The sequence below is a fragment of the Mycolicibacterium setense genome, assembly GCF_000805385.1.
GTDB classification, from domain to species: domain Bacteria; phylum Actinomycetota; class Actinomycetes; order Mycobacteriales; family Mycobacteriaceae; genus Mycobacterium; species Mycobacterium setense.
The window spans coordinates 892,087-912,235 of the sequence record NZ_JTJW01000003.1; the positions used below are offsets into that span (position 1 = coordinate 892,087).

The window sequence follows — 20,149 nt, forward strand, 5'->3', positions numbered from 1 at the left end:
TTCAACAGTTACGCCCGTCACGGTGGCGCCATACCCCCTAGGGGTATATGGTGACGATATGACCACGACCGAACACGCGATGCATCAGCACGAACACAACGGTCATGCGGGGCATGCCGGCCACGGTGACCATGTCGCCCAATTCCGGAGGTTGTTCTGGGTCATGGCGGCGCTGGCCGTGCCGACCGTCGCACTCTCACCGATGTTCGCGATGCTCCTCGGCTACGACGTTCCGGACTTTCCCGGCGCCCGTTGGATATCCCCCGTGCTCGGCACGGTGATGTACGTATGGGGCGGCCGGCCGTTCCTCACCGGCGCGATCAGCGAGATACGTTCGCGCGCACCGGGAATGATGCTGTTGATCGGATTGGCGATCACGGTCGCGTTCATCGCCTCGTGGGGCGCGAGTCTCGGCGTGCTGCATCACGAGCTGGACTTCTGGTGGGAACTCGCGCTGCTGATCGTGATCATGCTGCTTGGCCACTGGATCGAGATGCGGTCGCTGGCGCAGACGACCTCCGCGCTCGACTCGCTGGCCGCGCTGCTGCCCGATGAGGCTGAACGTGTCGAGGGCGACGGCGATGCCGAGCAGGTGGTCACCGTGGCGCCCGCCGACCTTCGGGTCGGCGACCTGGTCATCGTGCGGCCGGGCGGTAGCGTGCCGGTCGATGGCAACATCGTCGACGGCGCGGCCGACATGGACGAATCGATGGTCACCGGGGAGTCGCGCACGGTTCGCCGAAGTGTGGGCGACGACGTCGTCGCAGGCACGGTCGCCACCGACTCCGGGTTACGGATCCGGGTGACCGCCGTCGGCGACGACACCGCACTGGCCGGTATCCAACGGCTGGTCGGCGAGGCGATGAACTCCTCGTCACGGGCTCAACGTCTGGCCGACCGGGCGGCCGGCTGGCTGTTCTGGTTCGCGCTGGGGTCAGCCGTGGTCACAGCCCTGGCGTGGGCGTTGCTGGGCAACCCCGATCAGGCGGTGGTCCGGACCATCACCGTCCTGGTCATCGCGTGCCCGCATGCTCTCGGACTGGCCATCCCGCTGGTCGTGTCCATCGCAACCGAGAGGGCCGCACGAGGCGGCGTGCTGATCAAGGACCGCCTGGCGCTGGAAACCATGCGCACCGTCGGGGCGGTGCTCTTCGACAAGACCGGCACCCTCACCAAAGGCGAGCCGACCGTGACCGAGGTGGCAGCGACAGACCGCCCGGAGAACGACCTGCTGGCGCTGGCGGCGGCCGCCGAGGCGGATTCCGAGCACCCCCTGGCCCGCGCCATCGTCGCCGCGGCGCGCCGACGCGGCCTCGACATCCCCGCGGCCGGCGACTTCAGCTCCTCACCCGCAGTCGGGGTGAGCGCCCTGGTCAACGGGCAGCGGGTGCAGGTCGGTGGACCCGCACTGCTCGAACAGGCCGGACAAGGCGCGCTGCCGGCCACCGCACAGTGGGACGGCGCCACCGTGCTGCACGTGCTGGTCGAAGGCCGACTGGCCGGGGCGCTGGCCCTGGCCGACGAGGTCCGGCCGGAATCCCGGCAGGCCGTCGATGCACTGCACGCGCTGGGCATCGAAGTGGTGATGATCACTGGCGATGCCCCTGCGGTGGCCTCAGCGGTGGCCTCTGAGCTGGGTATCGACCGCGTTTTCGCTGGTGTGCGGCCCGAGGACAAGGCTGCCAAGGTCGCCGAGTTGCAGCACGAGGGACTCAAGGTGGCCATGGTCGGAGACGGCGTCAACGATGCGCCTGCGCTGGCCGCCGCAGACGTCGGCATCGCCATCGGCGCGGGTACCGACGTCGCCATCGCCTCGGCCGGCGTCATTCTCGCGAGCTCCGATCCACGATCGGTGCTCTCGGTGATCGAGCTGTCCCGGCAGTCCTACCGGAAGATGAAGCAGAACCTTTGGTGGGCAGCGGGTTACAACCTGATCTCGGTTCCTCTGGCCGCGGGCGTGGCCGCTCCGCTGGGATTTGTAATGCCCATGTCGATCGGAGCGATATTGATGTCAGCGTCGACGGTTGTCGTGGCACTCAATGCGCAGTCACTACGTCGCCTCGACCTGCGGCCCGAGGCCGGCGTGCGCAGTGCCGCACGGGTCTCGGGACATTGACGAGCCAAATCTAAGAATCTGACTAAGCTTTCCTGCAAATATTCAACATCGATATAACAGCACTATAACGGGATAAAATTAGTTTTCTAGCAAACTCGAATGGCCGACGGGTTGCCCGCCGGCCCAGATGGGGGGTGGGTAGCCCACGGCTGGGAAAATTTGAAACCCTAAGTGCTGCAAGGTGATTCGCTGTTCAGACGGCGGGTGCGCGTCGGTGACCCAAAGCCGCCAACCGGGTTTCGTTAGGCTTAGCTAAGTTGGCATCTGCCACGGTTGTTGTCTTATCGTTTTCTCCACTTATGGCGTGTGGGACATGCCGTCGTCCAGTGCTGCACGGAGGCCACCCACGCCGAGCCGGCTTAACGCCAGCTGGACACTGCCCATCAAGCAGTTGCCGGCGAGGCAGAGCTTCATAGAAGCGTGTTGAAGGGCAAGGTGGGAATGGCGCCCAGCAAGGTCGGGCTGTACAACCCCGCATACGAACATGATGCGTGCGGTGTGGCGATGGTGGCAGACATTCACGGTCGCCGCAGCCGGGACATCGTGGACAAGGCCATCACGGCACTGGTGAACCTGGAGCACCGCGGTGCGCAGGGCGCCGAGCCGAACACCGGCGACGGCGCGGGCATCCTGCTGCAGGTCCCGGACTCGTTCCTGCGTCAGGTCGTCGATTTCACCCTCCCGCCCGAAGGTAGCTACGCCACGGGCATCGCCTTCCTGCCCCAGTCGTCGCGCGATGCGGCCACGGCGGCCGAAGCCGTGGAGAAGATCGTCGAGGCCGAGGGTCTGCAGGTGCTGGGCTGGCGTGAGGTGCCGACCGACGACTCCTCGCTCGGGGCACTGGCGCGCGACGCCATGCCGACGTTCCGGCAGCTGTTCATCGGCGGCGCCTCTGACATGGACCTTGAGCGCAAGGCCTACGTCGTGCGCAAGCGTGCCGAGCACGAGTTGGGCACCAAGGGCCCGGGCCAGGACGGTCCGGGACGCGAGACCGTGTACTTCCCGAGCCTTTCCGGGCAGACCTTCGTCTACAAGGGCATGCTCACCACCCCGCAGCTCAAGGCCTTCTACCTGGATCTGCAGGACGACCGGATGGAAAGTGCGCTGGGCATCGTGCACTCCCGGTTCTCCACCAACACCTTCCCGTCGTGGCCCCTGGCCCATCCGTTCCGGCGGATCGCCCACAACGGCGAGATCAACACCGTCACCGGCAACGAGAACTGGATGCGCGCCCGGGAGGCGCTGATCCGCACCGACGTGTTCGGCACCGACGGGCTCGACAAGATCGTCCCGGTCTGTACCCCCGGTGCGTCGGACACTGCGCGCTTCGACGAGGTGCTCGAACTGCTGCACCTCGGCGGCCGCAGCCTGCCGCATGCCGTGCTGATGATGATCCCCGAGGCGTGGGAGCGTCACGAGACCATGGACCCGGCGCGCCGGGCTTTCTATGAGTTCCACGACTCGCTGATGGAGCCATGGGACGGCCCTGCGTCGGTCTGCTTCACCGACGGCACCGTGATCGGCGCCGTGCTGGACCGCAATGGCCTGCGCCCCTCCCGGATCTGGGTGACCGGCGACGGTCTCGTCGTGATGGCGTCCGAAGCCGGCGTCCTGCCGCTCGACCCGTCCACCGTCGTCAAGAAGATGCGCTTGCAGCCCGGCCGGATGTTCCTGGTGGACACCGCCCAGGGTCGCATCGTCTCCGACGAGGAGATCAAGGCTCAACTGGCCAGTGAGCAGCCCTACCAGGAGTGGATCGAGGCGGGCCTGTTCCCCCTCGACGAGCTGCCGCCGGGAGACTACGTCCGGATGCCGCACCACCGCGTGGTGCTGCGCCAGCAGATCTTCGGCTACACCTACGAAGAACTGAACCTGTTGGTGGCGCCGATGGCCCGCACCGGTGCCGAGGCGCTGGGTTCGATGGGCACCGACACCCCCGTCGCCATCCTCTCGGCCCGGCCGCGGATGCTGTTCGACTACTTCCAGCAGCTGTTCGCCCAGGTCACCAACCCGCCGCTGGACGCCATCCGCGAAGAGGTGGTCACCAGCCTGCAGGGCGTGATCGGACCCGAGGGCGACCTGCTCAACCCGGGCCCCGAATCGTGCCGCCAGATCGTGCTTCCGCAGCCGATCCTGCGCAACGCCGATCTGTCCAAGCTGATCTGTGTCGACCCCGACCACGAGGTCCGTGGCCACAAGCACGGCATGCGCGCCGCGGTGATCCGCTGCCTGTACCCGGTCAACCGGGGCGGCCAGGGACTCAAAGAGGCGCTGGACAACGTCCGCGCCAAGGTGTCCGAGGCCATCCGCGAGGGTGCCCGCATCATCGTGCTGTCCGACCGTGAGTCCAACGAGACCATGGCGCCGATCCCGTCGCTGCTCTCGGTGTCCGCGGTGCATCACCACCTGGTCCGCGAGCGCACCCGCACCAAGGTCGGCCTGGTGGTCGAGGCCGGTGACGCCCGCGAGGTCCACCACATGGCCATGCTGTGCGGCTTCGGTGCCGCCGCGATCAACCCGTACATGGCATTCGAGTCGATCGAGGACATGGTCGACCGGGGCGTGATCTCCGGAATCAGCAGCGACCAGGCCAAAGCCAACTACGTCAAGGCCGCGGGCAAGGGCGTGCTCAAGGTGATGTCCAAGATGGGCATCTCCACCCTGGCGTCCTACACCGGTGCGCAGCTGTTCCAGGCCATCGGCGTCTCGCAGGAGGTGCTCGACCAGTACTTCACCGGGCTCAGCTGCCCGGTGGGCGGCATCGACCTCGACGACATCGCCGCCGACGTCGCCGCCCGCCACTCGCTGGCCTACCTGGACCGTCCCGACGAGCGCGCTCACCGCGAGCTCGAGGTCGGCGGCGAATACCAGTGGCGCCGCGAGGGCGAATACCACCTGTTCAACCCCGACACGGTGTTCAAGCTGCAGCACTCCACCCGCACGGGCCAGTACTCGATCTTCAAGGAGTACACCGCTCTGGTCGACGACCAGAGCGAGAAGATGGCCTCACTGCGCGGCCTGCTGAAGTTCCGCAGTGGTGACGACGGGGTGCGCCCGCCCATCTCGATCGACGAGGTGGAACCCGCGTCCGAGATCGTCAAGCGGTTCTCGACCGGTGCCATGAGCTACGGCTCGATCTCCGCCGAGGCACACGAGACCCTGGCCATCGCGATGAACCGCCTTGGCGGCCGGTCCAATTCGGGTGAGGGCGGCGAAAGCGTCGACCGCTTCGACCCCGACGAGAACGGCGACTGGCGCCGCAGCGCCATCAAGCAGGTGGCCTCCGGCCGGTTCGGTGTGACGTCGCACTACCTGACCAACTGCACCGACATCCAGATCAAGATGGCCCAGGGTGCGAAACCTGGTGAGGGCGGGCAGCTTCCGGGGCACAAGGTGTACCCGTGGGTGGCCGAGGTGCGGCACTCGACCCCGGGTGTCGGCCTCATCTCGCCGCCGCCGCACCACGACATCTACTCGATCGAGGATCTCGCGCAGCTGATCCACGACCTGAAGAACGCCAACCCCGGCGCCCGCGTGCACGTCAAGCTGGTGTCCGAGAACGGCGTCGGCACCGTCGCGGCCGGCGTCTCCAAGGCGCACGCCGACGTGGTGCTGATCTCCGGCCACGACGGCGGAACCGGCGCCACTCCACTGACATCGCAGAAGCATGCCGGTGCGCCGTGGGAGCTCGGTCTCGCCGAGACTCAGCAGACACTGCTGCTCAACGGACTTCGTGACCGCATCGTGGTGCAGGTCGACGGTCAGCTCAAGACCGGCCGCGACGTGGTAGTCGCCGCGCTGCTCGGCGCCGAGGAATTCGGTTTCGCCACCGCACCTCTCGTGGTTTCGGGCTGCATCATGATGCGCGTCTGCCACCTCGACACCTGCCCGGTGGGTGTGGCCACGCAGAACCCGGTGCTGCGTGAGCGATTCAACGGCAAGCCCGAGTTCGTCGAGAACTTCTTCATGTTCATCGCCGAAGAGGTCCGAGAGTTGATGGCCCAACTGGGCTTCCGCACCGTCAACGAGATGGTCGGACAGGTCGGCGCACTGGACACCACCCAGGCCGCCGAGCACTGGAAGGCCCACAAGCTGGACCTCTCGCCGGTGCTGTACGAGCCTGAGTCCGCGTTCATGAACCAGGACCTGTACTGCAGCTCGCGGCAGGACCACGGGCTGGACAAGGCTCTGGATCAACAGCTGATCACTCAGAGCCGCGAGGCGTTGGACTCCGGTACGCCGGTGCGTTTCAAAACAAAGATCACCAACGTCAACCGCACCGTCGGCACCATGCTCGGCCACGAGGTCACCAAGGCCTATGGCGGACAGGGACTTCCGCAGGGCACGATCGACATCACGTTCGACGGGTCCGCGGGCAACAGCTTCGGGGCATTCGTGCCCAAGGGCATCACGCTGCGCGTCTACGGCGACGCCAACGACTACGTCGGCAAGGGATTGTCCGGCGGCCGGATCGTGGTCCGCCCCGCCGACGAAGCACCGGCAGACTTTGTGGCCGAGGACAACATCATCGCCGGCAACGTGGTGCTGTTCGGCGCCACCAGCGGAGAGGCGTTCCTGCGCGGCCAGGTCGGCGAGCGGTTCGCGGTCCGCAACTCCGGCGCACATGCCGTCGTCGAAGGTGTCGGCGACCACGGCTGCGAGTACATGACCGGCGGCAAGGTCGTCATCCTCGGACCCACCGGCCGCAACTTCGCTGCGGGTATGTCCGGTGGTGTCGCCTATGTCTACGACCCGGCCGGCGTGCTGGGCGAGAACCTGAACACCGAGATGGTGGAGCTGGAAGCCTTGGATGCTGAAGACACGGTGTGGCTGCGCGACTTCATTGCCGCCCATGTCGATGCGACTGATTCAGCTGTGGGACAACGGGTCCTGGACTCCTGGGATCGATCGGATGGAGCGTTGAAGCACTTTGTGAAGGTCATGCCACGCGACTACAAGCGCGTGCTGGCCGCGATCGCCGAGGCTGAACAGCGCGGCGTGAACGTGGACGAGGCGATCATGGCGGCCGCAAATGGCTGATCCACGCGGTTTCCTCAAGCACACGTCCAAGGAACTCCCGTCCCGCAGGCCGGTCCCGCTGCGCCTCAAGGACTGGAAAGAGGTCTACGAGGACTTCTCCCACGAGAAGCTGCAGGACCAGGCATCGCGATGCATGGACTGCGGTATCCCGTTCTGCCACAACGGCTGCCCGCTGGGGAACCTGATTCCCGAGTGGAACGACCTGGTCTACAAGGACCGGTGGCGCGACGCGATCGAGCGGCTGCACGCCACCAACAACTTCCCGGAGTTCACCGGCCGGCTGTGCCCCGCCCCGTGTGAGGCGTCCTGCGTCCTGGGCATCAACCAGGATCCGGTGACCATCAAGCAGGTCGAGGTCGAGATCATCGACAACGCCTTCGACCAGGGCTGGGTCGTCCCGAAGATGCCCGACGTGCAGACCGGCAAGAAGGTCGCCGTCGTCGGGTCCGGACCGGCCGGACTGGCCGCCGCCCAGCAGCTCACCCGGGCCGGCCACACGGTCACGGTGTTCGAGCGTGCCGACCGCATCGGCGGCCTGCTGCGCTACGGCATCCCCGAATTCAAGATGGAAAAGCGCCACATCGACCGGCGTCTGGAACAGATGGCGGCCGAAGGCACCCAATTCCGCCCCGGCGTCAATGTCGGCGTCGACATCACCGTCGCGCAGCTACGGCTGAACTACGACGCGGTGGTGCTGGCCGGCGGCGCGACCGCGTGGCGCGATCTGCCGATCCCGGGCCGCGAACTCGACGGCATCCACCAGGCCATGGAATTCCTGCCCTGGGCCAACCGGGTTCAGCTCGGTGACGACGTGCTCGGCCCGGACGGCCAGCCGCCCATCACCGCCAAGGACAAGCACGTCATCATCATCGGCGGTGGCGACACCGGCGCGGACTGTCTGGGCACCTCGCACCGTCAGGGCGCGGCCAGCATCCACCAGTTCGAGATCATGCCGCGCCCGCCGGAGACCCGCGCGGACTCCACCCCGTGGCCGACGTACCCACTGATGTTCCGGGTGTCCTCGGCCCACGAAGAGGGCGGCGAGCGCGTGTTCTCGGTCAACACCGAGGAGTTCACCGGCGCCGACGGCCACGTGACCGGCCTGCGGGCACACGAGGTCAAGATGAACGCCGGCAAGTTCGAGAAGGTCGAAGGGACCGACTTCGAGCTGAAGGCTGATCTGGTGTTGCTCGCCATGGGCTTCGTGGGACCGGAGAAGGAAGGTCTGCTGACCAACCTCGGCGTCGAGCTGACCGACCGCGGAAACGTCTCGCGCGACGATAACTTCCAGACCTCGGTGCCCGGCGTGTTCGTGGCCGGCGATATGGGGCGTGGCCAGTCGCTGATCGTGTGGGCGATCGCCGAAGGCCGGGCCGCCGCCGCGGGTGTGGATCGCTACCTGATGGGCAAGTCCGCCCTGCCTGCGGTGATCAAGCCGACGGCTGCGCCGCAGCGCTAGCGCTCGGTCACGGGCTGACGAGCGAAAAGAGTTCGGTGCCGTCGTCGGACACGCGTACCAGGGTGTCTCCCAGCCTGGTGACGCGGCCGAAAGGTCCGTTCCTCGGGATCGACCACACTCGCTCACACGCGGCGAGATCCCAGGCATCGGCAAGCAGGTCAGACTTCGGATTGGACGGCGCGCGCACGGCCACTGTTCCGTCGGAGCCGAGATAGCCCGTGCTCACGTTGAATTCGCACGGTTCGCCCTTGTCGCCCGTCCGCATGTCGTAAGGCCGGTAGACCGTGGACTGGGTGACTTTGTCGGTCTCGCTGACCCACAGCGTGGTGCCGATCAGGTGGATCCTGCCACCGGATACGCGAAGCAGTCTTGCTCCCTGTGGGGTGTAGACCCCGTAGCTGTCTGAGTCTGCGATTCCGACCAGATTCTCTGTCACATTGCCGAGGGAGCCCTCGAAGCGTTTGTTGGTTGTGAGGTTTCCTGTCGTGTCGAAGAACTGAACGAAATCGCGGCCGGGCTTTTCGGTGAATTGTTCGGCGAAGCCGCCGTCGAAGAAAATGGTGTTGAGCCACTCGGTGCCATTCGGAAACTGTGGGTCCAGGATCCTGCCGTCGCTGAGGGAGAACATTGTTGCGCCATCTTCATGACCCGTGCCCTGAAACGCGACGTCGTCGTTGTGCTCGGCGACGATGCCGGCACCTGCCACGAACCAGGTCGTCTGTGCCTGCGGGCCAACGCCGTAGAGGCCTTCGTGTTTCGTAGCCGCGACCAGGAAGTTGCCCGCCTGTGTGGCAGCGAGCTTCTCCCAGATGCCCAAGCGCACATCCGTCGGTCCAGTGAACGTCAGCTCCCCGGTCGTGCCGTCGATCACCCAGGCAGTCGCTCGGAAGCGGTCATCCGAGATGCACACCACCGAAGCTCCGTTGAGGAAGCAACTTGGTGCAATCGTGGATGCGCTCAAGGAGACTGGTGGAAACAACCGGTGGCCGTCTGTGGCATCAACTCCCGTCAGCCACCACTGTGGAGTGGGCCCGGGGCCACTACCCAGGAGATAGGCGCGGGACGTTCCCGTTTCGATGATGGGTCCGGGCAAGCCCGGGTCGCCGACGGTGAACTTGGATCCCGGCGGCAGTCCCAGTGCGGCGATGTCGATCTTCCATCCGGCCACCGGTTTTGAGTGCATCGGCGCAAGGGCGACCTGCTCTGGAGGATTCCATTGCGACCTTGCCCAGGCTTCAGAGCCAGCCGAGAACCACCACACCATGACGCCGACGACGACCGCGATCACCGTTGTGAGTGCAGCGATGGCGAACGGCCAGCGCTTGCGGAGTTTGTGTAGCGCCGGTTGGGACATCACTCGTCTCCGTCGTCTCGGTACCGGGCGGCGAAGATGTGAGTCTTTTCAGCGAGCACCGTGTCGACCGATGGGATTCCAGCCCCGTGCTCCAAGTGGTTGCGGATCGACGTTCGATCCACGCCCAGTCGCTCCAGGATGTTCGAGAGAATCAAGCCCTCGGCCGACCCCATTTTTCTCAGAAAGCCTACCGTCGCGCACGAGCTACCCGACGCGGCAATTCATCCCACTCGGAAGCGGCTGGTCCGTCGCCGTCGTCGCCGAACGCCTGATCTTTGAGAGATCTCTTAATTAACTGACGTGTTCTGCATCACAGCGCCAACGCCCGCATGTCAGCCGCGGAATGTGACCTGGATCTCGGGCCGACCGCGTTTCACCGCCACATAAACCACATCAGTCACATCAGAAACATCCGACTATTTTTCGGCGTGGCACACACAGTTTGCCGGATGGCGGGTATCTAATGACGTGGTGAGAGTGCTGCGGTAACGTGGAACTACGGGTACAGCTACCAGTAAGTCGCAGGAGTGATCACCGTGTACATCAATCCGATCAGTCGGTCACGGATGACTCGTATTGCCTGGTCATTGTTCCGTCATCCGATGAAGAGCCGTGAGTTTCCGGCCAAGCAGGAACGCCTGGTCACGGCTGACGAGCTACTTCGATTCGGGGTTTGACAAGTATCCGTCACAGAACACAACGCCCTCGAACCGGCGCGACAGCGTCGATCCGAGGGCGTAGCTATATGCGTCAGCGGGTCAGCTGACCCGAATCCCGGATCGCCTCCGCCAGCGGCTCCAGCACAGCCGGATCGTAGGGCGGCGGCAGGTAGATGATTGCCAGGTCCAGTCCCTCGGCGCCGAGTGCGGCGGCCTCGTCGATGACCTTCGCGTAATCGCGGTCCTCACCGAGCCGGACGTGTGCCGACAGGGTGATCTCCTTGGGATCGCGGCCGAGATCGGCGCAGTGCGCGGCCAGCACATCGCGCTTGCGGGCGAACTCCTCGGGCGGACCGCCGACAAAGTTCCAGTGATCGGCGTACTTGGCGGTGATGCGCAGCGTGCGCTTCTCGCCACTGCCGCCGATGCAGAACGGAGGATGCGGCTGCTGCGGGCCCTTGGGCTCGTTGCGGGCGTCCTTGAGTTGGTAGAACTTGCCGTCGAACGTCGTAGTCTCTTGGCTCAGCAGGCCTTTGAGAATCTCGCACGCCTCCTCGAAACGATCGAAGCGCTCCTTGATCGAACCCAGTGCGATCCCGTAGGCGCCCGACTCCTCCTCGTTCCAGCCGGCGCCGATGCCCAGCTCCAGACGACCGTTGGAGATGATGTCGAGTGCGGATGCCATATTCGCCAGCACGGCGGGATGGCGGTAATGGATACCGGTGACGAGAACGCCGACCCGCAACCGCTCAGTGGCCTGCGCCAGCGCGGTCAGCGTCGTCCAGCCCTCCAGACAGGGGCCGGTCGGGTCAGAAAAAATCGGATAGAAGTGGTCGAACGTCCAGCCGGATTCGAAGACGTCGATCTTGTCGGCAGCTTTCCAGATGGCAAGCATGTCGGCCCAGGTCGTGTTCTGCGGGGATGTTTTGAAGGCGAAGCGCACGCCATCACAAACTAGTCGCGTCCGACGATTCATTCCTGATTTGCGCGACTACCAGGAGGCTCTCAGGCCAGTGGCAGATGCAGAGTGCTGAATCCGTATCTTCTATGCCATTTCGCCGCCGCAATCGGTAGTCTCAGGCGGGTAAATATACGAAATCCCCCGATTAGACCCATCTGGGAGTGAACATGAGCGAGTACGCAGTCACCGATCCGGCGACCGCCGAGGTGATCGCCACCTACCCGACCTCGACCGACGCCGAGATCCAGGCTGCGATCGAGGCCGCTGCCAAGACCGGCCGCAGCTGGGCCCGGACTACCACGGTGGCCGAGCGGGCCGCCCTCATCGGCAAGGTCGCCGCCCTGCACGAGCAGCGCCGCGAACAGCTCGCCGACGTCATCGTCCGTGAGATGGGCAAGCCGCGCGATCAGGCCCTGGGCGAGGTCGACTTCAGCGCCGCCATCTACCAGTACTACGCGGACAACGCCGAGAAGTTCCTCGCCGACGAGCCGATCACCCTGCTTGAGGGTGAAGGCAGCGCGGTGGTCAAGCGCGGCCCGGTCGGCGTGCTGCTCGGCATCATGCCGTGGAACTACCCCTACTACCAGGTTGCCCGGTTCGCGGGTCCAAACCTGATCGTGGGCAACACAATTCTGCTCAAGCACGCCCCGCAATGCCCCGAATCCGCCGAGCTACTGCAGCTGATCTTCCTGGAGGCCGGCCTGCCGCAGGGCGCCTACGTCGACATCCGTGCCACCAACGACCAGGTCGCCGACATCATCGCCGACCCACGGGTGGCCGCGGTATCGCTGACCGGTTCCGAACGGGCCGGCGCCGCAGTGGCCGAGATCGCTGGGCGCAACCTCAAGAAGTGTGTGCTGGAACTCGGCGGCTCCGATCCGTTCATCGTGCTGTCCACCGATGACCTCGACGCGACCGTGCAAGCCGCGGTCGAAGGACGGATGGAGAACACCGGGCAGGCCTGCAACGCCGCGAAGCGTTTCATCGTCGCCGAGAATCTCTACGACGACTTCCTGACCAAGTTCACCGACAAGCTGCTGGCCGCCGCCGACGGGATCGCTCCGCTGTCTTCGGAATTGGCCGCAGAGCGGCTCGAGCAGCAGGTCAAGGCCGCCGTCGATCAGGGCGCGAAGCTGACGTCGGCAGGGGAGCGCCGCGGCGCCTACTACCCGCCTGCCGTGCTGACCGGAGTCACCGAGGACAACGACGCCTACCGGCAGGAACTGTTCGGCCCGGTGGCCGTCGTGTACAAGGCGGGTTCGGAGGACGAGGCCGTCGAAATCGCCAACGACACCCCGTTCGGACTGGGCTCCTACGTGTTCACCACCGACGCCGATCAGGCCGCACGAGTGGCCGACCGCATCGATGCCGGCATGGTGTTCGTCAACGCGGTCGGTGCCGAGGGTGCCGAGCTGCCGTTCGGCGGCATCAAGCGGTCCGGCTTCGGACGTGAGCTCGGCCGGTTCGGCATGGACGAGTTCGTCAACAAGAAGCTGATCCGTATCGTCGGTTGACCGCGCGGCCCGCGGGGCACACTGGAGGCATGAGCGGCGTCCTGTACTTCGACGGCAACTGCGGCATGTGCACTCGCAGCGTCAACGCCCTGATGCGGCGGCAACGGACCGGAGAGCTGCACATCGAGCCGGTCCAGCGGGCGGGCACGGCCGAGCGGCTCGGTGTGTCAGCTGATCAGCTGACCGAAGCGGCATGGTGGCGGGACTCATCCGGCGAGGTGTACCGCGGCGCCGAGGCGATCAACGCTGCGCTGTCGGCCGGTATGGGGAGCCGGATTCCGTTGGGTGTGTACCGGATTCCCGGTGTACGGCAGTTGCAGAACGCCGCCTACCGCTGGGTGGCCGGCCACCGGTATCGGTTCCCCGGCACCACGCCGCACTGCGCGGCACGTCCGGGGGACTGCTGAGCATGCCGATGGATCCGGTGACGGCACTGCGCCAGATCGCGTACTACAAGGACCGCGCGCGGGAAGACCCGCGACGGGTGATGGCCTACCGCAACGCGGCCGACGCCGTCGAGTCGCTGACCGACCAACAGCGCGAGCGTTTGGGCGCATCGAACAATTGGCAGTCATTGCCCGGGGTGGGACCCAAGACCGCGAAGGTGATCGCGCAGGCCTGGGCCGGGCTCGAGCCGGACACCCTCGTCGAACTACGTTCGGCCGCCGTGGATCTCGGTGGTGGTGATATTCGCGCCGCGCTGCGGGGCGACCTGCATGTGCACTCGAACTGGTCGGACGGATCGGCTCCGATCGAAGAGATGATGCTGGCCGCGCGGGACCTGGGGCATGAGTACTGCGCACTGACGGACCACTCGCCGCGGCTCAGGATCGCCAACGGGCTGTCCCCGGACCGGTTGCGCGAGCAGCTCGACGTGATCGAGGAAGTCCGCGAGCTCGTGGCACCGATGCGCATCCTGACCGGGATCGAGGTCGACATTCTCGAAGACGGATCGCTGGACCAGGAACCCGAACTGCTGGAACGCCTCGACGTGGTGGTGGCCAGCGTGCACTTCAAGCTCGCCATGGACTCGGCATCCATGACCCGGCGCATGGTGAAAGCGGTGTCGAACCCGCACACAGATGTACTCGGGCACTGCACCGGTCGCCTGGTCACCGGCGGACGTGGCCAGCGGCCGGAGTCGAAGTTCGACGCCGAGAAGGTATTCACCGCCTGCCTCGACCACGGCACCGCCGTCGAGATCAACTCACGCCCCGAGCGGCGCGACCCACCGACCCGCCTGCTGATGCAGGCGCTCGACATCGGATGCCTCTTCAGCATCGACACCGATTCCCACGCGCCCGGCCAGCTCGAGTTCCTCGGCTACGGGGCCCAGCGTGCGCTGGATGCCGAGGTGCCGGTCGAGCGCATCGTCAACACCTGGCCTGCCGAACAACTCCTGGAGTGGGCCTCAGGCGGCTGAGGTGAACGGATTGTGTTCGGCGATCAGCTTTTCCATGCGTGCCTCGTCGAGCCGGACCCGGATCGTCGTGGCTTCCTGCTGGTCCCGGATCACCTTGGCGAGGGTGAATGAGCTTGTCACGAGGAACAGGACGGTCATCGCCAGGAACAGCCGCTGCCACAGATCCAGCGGCAGGAACAAGACCCCGCCGAGCAGACCGAAGAAGCTCGTCCCGAAGGCGATCGCGGCCTGGAGGGAGAAAGCGGCGGTGACCCTCGATGTGTCGTTGAATGCGTTCATGTCTGGCAGCCTGTCGTGGAACACGTTTCGCCGGATGCGTGAGACTACTCAAATCGCCTCGGTCTAAGCTCACGCGATGCACCCGGAACTCGGCATCGACACCGTCATCACCCTGCTGGCCGCCGGGCTGATCTTCCTGCTGTCCCTGGTCCTCGGGGTGTGGAAATACCGGCAGATGGCGACCAGTGAGAACCACCTGGCGCACCCGTACGTCGACATCGCGCACCGGGCCGCGCTGCTGTATTCCTTCGCGACGCTGCTCGTCGCGGTATTCGTCGAACTCAGCGCCTGGCCCACCTGGGTCAACCTGACGGCGGCCATGGTGCTGGTGTTCTTCTTCGTCGTCGCCATCGCCGCGTATATCGAGCACGGCGCCAAACGCGACACCACCAACCAGTTCGAGCGGCCCACCGCGGGACTGCATGCCGGCATGGTGGCACTGATCGTCGGCGAGATCGGCGGATTCGCCGTGCTGCTGGCGGGATTCATCGTCGCGCAATTCTTTTAGTACGGCGGAGGTTCAGTACGCGCGACTCTTTTAGTAGGGCAATGTCGGCATCTCCAAGCCGGGGTCACGCCCCACCAGTACCCCGCGGGTCAGCATCGCATTGCCGAACCGCTGCCGCACCTCGTCGATGGCGCCGTCGATCGCCACCGGATCCGGCTCGGAGTCGAACGGCAGCTCCAACTGCTGACTGCCCGCGTGGTCGATGTTGGACACCGCGAACCCGATCAGGGTCAGCCCGCGCTCGGCGATCACCGGCGCGGCGCCCGTGACCAACGCGCGGGCGGCCGCCAGCACCGCCTCGGTCGAGGCAGTGGCCCGCGGCAGCGTGTGCGACCGCGTCGCCCGGCCGAAATCATCGAAGCGCAAACGCAATACGACAGTGCGCCCGGTGCGTCCGGCGCCGCGCATGCGGCGGGTGATGCGGTCGACCAGGTTGACCACCACGACGTCCACCTCCGCGGCCGACATGGTGTTGCCGCGTCGTCCGAGGGCACGTTGGGCGCCGACCGAACTGCGACGTACTCCCGTCGTCACCCGGCGTCGATCGATGTTGCGCGACAACGCGAACAGCTGGCGGGCCATCGCGCCGCCGACCATGGTGCCCAGAGCGGACTCGGGCAGCTCCGCCACGTCGGCGACTGTCTCGATGCCGTGGGCATGCAGCTTCTCGGCGGTCTTGGCGCCCACACCCCACAACCGGCGCACCGGCAGCGGATGCAGGAATGCCAACTCGCGATCGGGCTGGACCAGCAACAGACCGTCGGGCTTGGCCACCTGGCTGGCCACCTTGGCCAGGAACTTCGTACGTGCGATGCCGACCGTGATGGGCAGGCCCACCTGCTCGCTGACCTGCTCGCGCAGCCGTCGGGCAATCTCCACCGGGGTACCCGACACCCGGCCCAGGCCGGACACGTCGAGAAATGCCTCGTCCACCGACAGGGGCTCGACCACCGGTGTCGTGTCATGGAAGACCTCGAACACGTGCCGGCTGGCCTCCGAATACGCCGACATCCGCGGCGGGACCACCACGGCCTGCGGGCACAGCGCCCGGGCTTGGCGCCCGCCCATGGCCGTGCGCACACCGAACGCCTTGGCCTCGTAACTGGCCGCCAGCACGACGCCGCCTCCGACGATCACCGGGCGCCCGCGCAGCGCCGGGTCATCCCGCTGCTCGACCGATGCGTAGAACGAGTCGAGATCAGCGTGCAGGATGGCCGCCTGCGGAGCAGGCGATTGAGCCTGAGCCTGCGCTTGGGACACGAACATATGTTCGCATAAGTGGCCGACGTTCTAGGGAGTCGCGCCGTAGATGCTGGTCAGCCAGATGTGGGTGAGGGTGTCGACCACTTTGTCGTGATCGACGGCAGGTTGTTCGGCGGCCAGGGCGGCCATCATGGTCCGCTCGTTCATCAGGTTGAGCGAGGTGGCCAGGTCCATGGCGGGGATGGTGTCCGCGGCCGCCCCACGCTGGCGCTCGGCGGTGATCAGTGCGGCAGTCAGGTTGATCCACTTCTGCATCAGCCCGGCCCAGAACGCGCGGAACTCCGGGCTGCTGTTGAGCGCCTCGGTGCCGGCACGCGCCGTCGCGGGATGGGAACCGAACGAGTCGAAGAAGATCTCGATGCCTCGCCGGATCGCTCGCCTGGGATCGGCGGGCATACGTTCCAGCGCACTGTCGAAGCCGGTGTCCGCGCGCTTGATCAGCGGGTCGATCAGCGACAGCAGCACGGCTTCCTTGGAGGGGAAGTAGAAGTAGAACGTCGGCCGGGAGATTCCGGCGCCTTTGGCCAGGTCATCGACCGAAATGTCGGCGAACTTCTTGGTCTCCAGCAGCTGCCGGGCGGTGGCGAGGATGGCGGCCTCGCGATCGTCGCCCGAGGGACGGGCGGCGCGGCGACCGCGCGGGGCCCGGGTTGTGCCGGAGGTTGTCACACCCAGCACCCTAACACCGCGTTGAATTTATCAACAGGGTGTTGACCCACTCAACACCCTGTTGATACCGTCGGTCCCATGACCGAACACTTCGATGTTGTGATCGTCGGCGCCGGCATCTCCGGCATCAGCACGGCCTGGCACCTCCAGGACCGTTGCCCCACCAAGAGCTACGTGATCCTCGAACGCCGGGAGAACATCGGCGGCACCTGGGACCTCTTCAAGTACCCGGGCATCCGGTCCGACTCCGACATGTTCACCCTCGGCTTCCGGTTCAAGCCGTGGGAGTCGGCCAAATCCATCGCCGACGGCCAGTCGATCTGGAACTACATCAACGAGGCGGCCGACGAGAACGGCATCCGCAACCACATCCGCACCGGCCATCGCGTGCTCTCGGTGGACTGGTCGGACGCGGACAACCGCTGGACCGTGGACGTCGAACACGATGGCGAAACCAAGCAGATCACCGCGTCGTTCCTCTCGGTGTGCAGCGGCTACTACAACTACGACGAGGGCTACTCGCCCGAGTTCCCGGGAGCCGCGGACTTCAAGGGCCAGATCATCCACCCGCAGCACTGGCCCGAGGACCTCGACTACAAGGGCAAGAACGTCGTCGTCATCGGGTCCGGCGCCACGGCGGTGACGCTGATCCCGTCACTGGTGAACGGCGGCGTGGGCCACGTGACGATGCTGCAGCGCTCGCCCACCTACATCGGCTCGCTGCCGTTGGAGGATCCGGTCGCCCTGCGGACCAACAAGTACCTTCCGAAGCATTTGGCGCACTTCGTCAACCGGTGGAAGCAGATCGGTTACAGCACCGGGCAGTACCAGGTCGCCCGCAATTTCCCGGCGGTCTTCAAGAAGGTGCTGCGCCGGATGGCCGAGCGCCGGTTGCCCGAGGGCTTCGACTACGACAAGCACTTCAGCCCGCGCTACAACCCGTGGGACGAGCGAGTCTGCCTGGCGCCCAACGGCGATCTGTTCAAGGCCATCCGCTCGGGCAAGGCCGGCGTCGTCACCGACACCATCGAGACCTTCACCGAAACCGGCATCAAGTTGAACTCCGGTGAGGAGCTGGCCGCCGACATCATCGTCACCGCAACGGGTCTGAACATGCAGTTGTTCGGCGGCGCGACGGCGAAACGCAACGGCGAACCGATCGACCTGACCGAATCCATGACCTACAAGGGCCTCATGCTCTCCGGTGTGCCCAACATGGCGATCACCTTCGGCTACACCAACGCGTCCTGGACGCTGAAGGCCGACCTGGTGTCCGAGTTCATCTGCCGCCTGCTGAACTACATGGACGCCAACGGTTTTGACCGTGTCGAGCCGCAGCACCCCGGTGACGCCGTCGACGAGCTGCCCTTCATGGACTTCACTCCCGGCTACTTCCGGCGGGCCATGGACACCCTGCCGAAGTCGGGTTCGGAAGCGCCGTGGAAGCTCAAGCAGAACTACTTCTTCGACATGCGCACCATCCGGTACGGCAAGGTCGACGAGGATTCGCTGCACTTCACCAAACACCGTGCCGCAGTGAAGGTGTAACCCGACCAGACGAGAAAAGCCCCCACGTCAAGGTGGGGGCTTTTCCGTGCCGGTCTCACGGAGCGACGACGACGATCCCGTCTTCGTCGGCGTAGGCGATCTCACCCGGAACGAAGGTGACCCCGCCGAAGCTGACCTCGACGTCGCGTTCACCCTCGCCCGTCTTGGTGCCCTTGCGCGGATTGGTGCCCAGCGCCTTGATGCCGACGTCGATGGTGCGCAACGCAGCCGCATCGCGCACCGCGCCGTGCACGATCACCCCGGACCAGCCGTTGTCGGCGGCCAGCCCGGCGATGATGTCGCCGACCAGCGCGGTGTGCAGCGACCCGCTGCCGTCGACCACCAGCACCCCGCCGTCACCGGGGGTGGACAGGATCGACTTGAGCAAGGCGTTGTCCTGGAAGCAGCGCACGGTGGTGATCGGCCCGGCGAACATCGTCCTGCCGCCGTAGTTGCCCAGCTGCAGATCGCAGCTGCGGACATCGGGGTAGATCTCGTCGACCAGATCAGCGGTGGCGCGCGGTTCGATACTCACCCGGCGATTATCGCAGCCGGCTATCCCGCGACGCTTTGCACGATGATGTCGTGCACGAACTGGGCCAGCCCGGGCTCGGCCTCGTCGTAGTAGCGGGCGAACCGCTCATCCTCCACATAGATGTTGGCCAGGCAGACATGCATGTCGTCGCTGCAGTCGTAGAACCGGGAGATGTTGGCGCGGTGCCGGGCGGCCAGCTCGTCGGCCTGCACCGACCCGGGGCGTACCCCGGCGCGCTTCCCCTCGGCCAGCGCGTCCAGCAGCGCGTCGTTCTCGGCCTTGAATTCGATCCAGTCCTGCTTGGTCATCTGCGCGGTACGTTGCCGGGACTGCCTCCATTCCTCGGTCTCGCCCCAGCGCTCGCGGGCCTCGTCGTCGTGCTCGTCGAAAACGGCACTGCCGAAAATCTCCACCTGCTCCTCGGCGGTGAGCTGAATTCCTCTGTCGTGGGCGCTCATCAATTCCTCCACTGCCTTGATGGTCTGCTGTAACTGCTCGGTCTGATCGCACAGCAGGCTGTGCTGGCGTCGCAGGTGGGCGAGCACGTCGGCATCGGGATCGTCGAGCAGGGACCGGATCGCCTCCAGCGCCAGCCCGGCGGACCGGTACACCAGCACCAGGTGCAAACGCTCCACATCGGCGTCGGTGTAGCCGCGGTAACCCGCCGCGGTACGCACGCTGGGCACCACCAGACCGATGTGGTCGTAGTGATGCAGGGTCCGCACCGAGATATCCGTCAGCGCGGCGACCGCGCCGACAGATCTCACCTGTGGATCCGCGTGCATGAGGCCACTATCGACCCTGACGTCGCGTCAGGGTCA

General features: G+C 65.8%; 15 protein-coding genes. 8 read left to right on the forward strand and 7 right to left on the reverse strand.

Annotation, left to right across the window (positions count from 1 at the left end; all coding sequences use genetic code 11):
• The first annotated feature begins 58 nt into the window (after positions 1 to 58).
• From QQ25_RS05780 to QQ25_RS05790, 3 genes are all read left to right on the forward strand, one after another.
• Positions 59 to 2,116, forward strand: a complete 2,058-nt coding sequence (locus QQ25_RS05780; protein ID WP_039377633.1) for a heavy metal translocating P-type ATPase — start codon at positions 59 to 61, stop codon at positions 2,114 to 2,116.
• A 441-nt stretch (positions 2,117 to 2,557) separates the two neighbouring features.
• A complete protein-coding gene (gene gltB / locus QQ25_RS05785) occupies positions 2,558 to 7,156 on the forward strand; it encodes a glutamate synthase large subunit (protein WP_039377634.1) in 4,599 nt (1,532 codons plus the stop codon).
• On the forward strand, positions 7,149 to 8,615 hold the full coding sequence (locus tag QQ25_RS05790) for a glutamate synthase subunit beta (RefSeq protein WP_039377636.1): 1,467 nt from the start codon (positions 7,149 to 7,151) through the stop codon (positions 8,613 to 8,615). Before gltB ends, QQ25_RS05790 begins: the two co-directional genes overlap by 8 nt.
• 7 nt (positions 8,616 to 8,622) lie before the next feature.
• Here QQ25_RS05790 and QQ25_RS05795 read toward each other — a convergent pair whose 3' ends face one another.
• Positions 8,623 to 9,903: a 9-bladed beta-propeller domain-containing protein gene (locus QQ25_RS05795; protein ID WP_131546097.1), complete on the reverse strand. Its 1,281-nt coding sequence runs from the start codon at positions 9,901 to 9,903 to the stop codon at positions 8,623 to 8,625.
• Between the two features lie 816 nt (positions 9,904 to 10,719).
• Positions 10,720 to 11,571, reverse strand: coding sequence for an LLM class F420-dependent oxidoreductase (locus tag QQ25_RS05800; RefSeq protein WP_039377637.1), 852 nt, complete (start codon positions 11,569 to 11,571; stop codon positions 10,720 to 10,722).
• A gap of 185 nt (positions 11,572 to 11,756) precedes the next feature.
• Here QQ25_RS05800 and QQ25_RS05805 point away from each other — a divergent pair, with 185 nt between their 5' ends.
• From QQ25_RS05805 to QQ25_RS05815, 3 genes are read left to right on the forward strand one after another with little or no spacing between them, the layout of a single operon-like run.
• Positions 11,757 to 13,103, forward strand: a complete 1,347-nt coding sequence (locus QQ25_RS05805) for an NAD-dependent succinate-semialdehyde dehydrogenase (RefSeq protein WP_039377857.1) — start codon at positions 11,757 to 11,759, stop codon at positions 13,101 to 13,103.
• A gap of 29 nt (positions 13,104 to 13,132) precedes the next feature.
• Positions 13,133 to 13,510, forward strand: a complete 378-nt coding sequence (locus tag QQ25_RS05810; RefSeq protein WP_039377639.1) for a thiol-disulfide oxidoreductase DCC family protein — start codon at positions 13,133 to 13,135, stop codon at positions 13,508 to 13,510.
• 8 nt (positions 13,511 to 13,518) lie between these two features.
• Positions 13,519 to 14,526, forward strand: a complete 1,008-nt coding sequence (locus QQ25_RS05815) for a PHP domain-containing protein (protein WP_039377859.1) — start codon at positions 13,519 to 13,521, stop codon at positions 14,524 to 14,526.
• On the opposite strand, the gene QQ25_RS05820 is transcribed toward QQ25_RS05815, so the two are convergent.
• Positions 14,515 to 14,805 carry a YiaA/YiaB family inner membrane protein gene (locus QQ25_RS05820; protein ID WP_039327139.1) on the reverse strand — a complete coding sequence of 97 codons (291 nt, stop codon included), beginning with the start codon at positions 14,803 to 14,805 and terminating at the stop codon, positions 14,515 to 14,517. The two genes, QQ25_RS05815 and QQ25_RS05820, sit on opposite strands and share 12 nt — an antisense overlap.
• 76 nt (positions 14,806 to 14,881) lie before the next feature.
• On the opposite strand from QQ25_RS05820, the gene QQ25_RS05825 reads away from it, so the two are divergent.
• Positions 14,882 to 15,313, forward strand: coding sequence for a hypothetical protein (locus QQ25_RS05825; RefSeq protein WP_039326312.1), 432 nt, complete (start codon positions 14,882 to 14,884; stop codon positions 15,311 to 15,313).
• Positions 15,314 to 15,343: 30 nt separating this feature from the next.
• Here QQ25_RS05825 and dinB read toward each other — a convergent pair whose 3' ends face one another.
• Positions 15,344 to 16,579, reverse strand: a complete 1,236-nt coding sequence (gene dinB, locus QQ25_RS05830; RefSeq protein WP_039377640.1) for a DNA polymerase IV — start codon at positions 16,577 to 16,579, stop codon at positions 15,344 to 15,346.
• 24 nt (positions 16,580 to 16,603) lie between these two features.
• Positions 16,604 to 17,245: a TetR/AcrR family transcriptional regulator gene (locus tag QQ25_RS05835; RefSeq protein ID WP_039327137.1), complete on the reverse strand. Its 642-nt coding sequence runs from the start codon at positions 17,243 to 17,245 to the stop codon at positions 16,604 to 16,606.
• Positions 17,246 to 17,323: 78 nt separating this feature from the next.
• Between QQ25_RS05835 and QQ25_RS05840 the strand changes: the two genes are divergently transcribed.
• Positions 17,324 to 18,793 carry a flavin-containing monooxygenase gene (locus QQ25_RS05840; RefSeq protein ID WP_039377642.1) on the forward strand — a complete coding sequence of 490 codons (1,470 nt, stop codon included), beginning with the start codon at positions 17,324 to 17,326 and terminating at the stop codon, positions 18,791 to 18,793.
• A 55-nt stretch (positions 18,794 to 18,848) separates the two neighbouring features.
• On the opposite strand, the gene rraA is transcribed toward QQ25_RS05840, so the two are convergent.
• Positions 18,849 to 19,328: a ribonuclease E activity regulator RraA gene (gene rraA, locus QQ25_RS05845; protein WP_039377644.1), complete on the reverse strand. Its 480-nt coding sequence runs from the start codon at positions 19,326 to 19,328 to the stop codon at positions 18,849 to 18,851.
• A 20-nt stretch (positions 19,329 to 19,348) separates the two neighbouring features.
• A complete protein-coding gene (locus QQ25_RS05850; protein WP_039377645.1) occupies positions 19,349 to 20,113 on the reverse strand; it encodes a MerR family transcriptional regulator in 765 nt (254 codons plus the stop codon).
• Between the last annotated feature and the right edge of the window lie 36 nt (positions 20,114 to 20,149).

Bases quoted from the DNA above. Each gene is read 5' to 3' on its own strand.
- QQ25_RS05805 (WP_039377857.1), top strand. From the start codon at position 11,757: ATGAGCGAGTACGCAGTCACCGATCCGGCGACCGCCGAGGTGATCGCC.
- QQ25_RS05840 (WP_039377642.1), top strand. From the start codon at position 17,324: ATGACCGAACACTTCGATGTTGTGATCGTCGGCGCCGGCATCTCCGGC.
- gltB (WP_039377634.1), top strand. From the start codon at position 2,558: ATGGCGCCCAGCAAGGTCGGGCTGTACAACCCCGCATACGAACATGAT.
- QQ25_RS05850 (WP_039377645.1), bottom strand. From the start codon at position 20,113: ATGCACGCGGATCCACAGGTGAGATCTGTCGGCGCGGTCGCCGCGCTG.
- QQ25_RS05780 (WP_039377633.1), top strand. From the start codon at position 59: ATGACCACGACCGAACACGCGATGCATCAGCACGAACACAACGGTCAT.
- QQ25_RS05820 (WP_039327139.1), bottom strand. From the start codon at position 14,805: ATGAACGCATTCAACGACACATCGAGGGTCACCGCCGCTTTCTCCCTC.
- QQ25_RS05815 (WP_039377859.1), top strand. From the start codon at position 13,519: ATGGATCCGGTGACGGCACTGCGCCAGATCGCGTACTACAAGGACCGC.
- QQ25_RS05810 (WP_039377639.1), top strand. From the start codon at position 13,133: ATGAGCGGCGTCCTGTACTTCGACGGCAACTGCGGCATGTGCACTCGC.
- dinB (WP_039377640.1), bottom strand. From the start codon at position 16,579: ATGTTCGTGTCCCAAGCGCAGGCTCAGGCTCAATCGCCTGCTCCGCAG.
- QQ25_RS05790 (WP_039377636.1), top strand. From the start codon at position 7,149: ATGGCTGATCCACGCGGTTTCCTCAAGCACACGTCCAAGGAACTCCCG.
- QQ25_RS05825 (WP_039326312.1), top strand. From the start codon at position 14,882: ATGCACCCGGAACTCGGCATCGACACCGTCATCACCCTGCTGGCCGCC.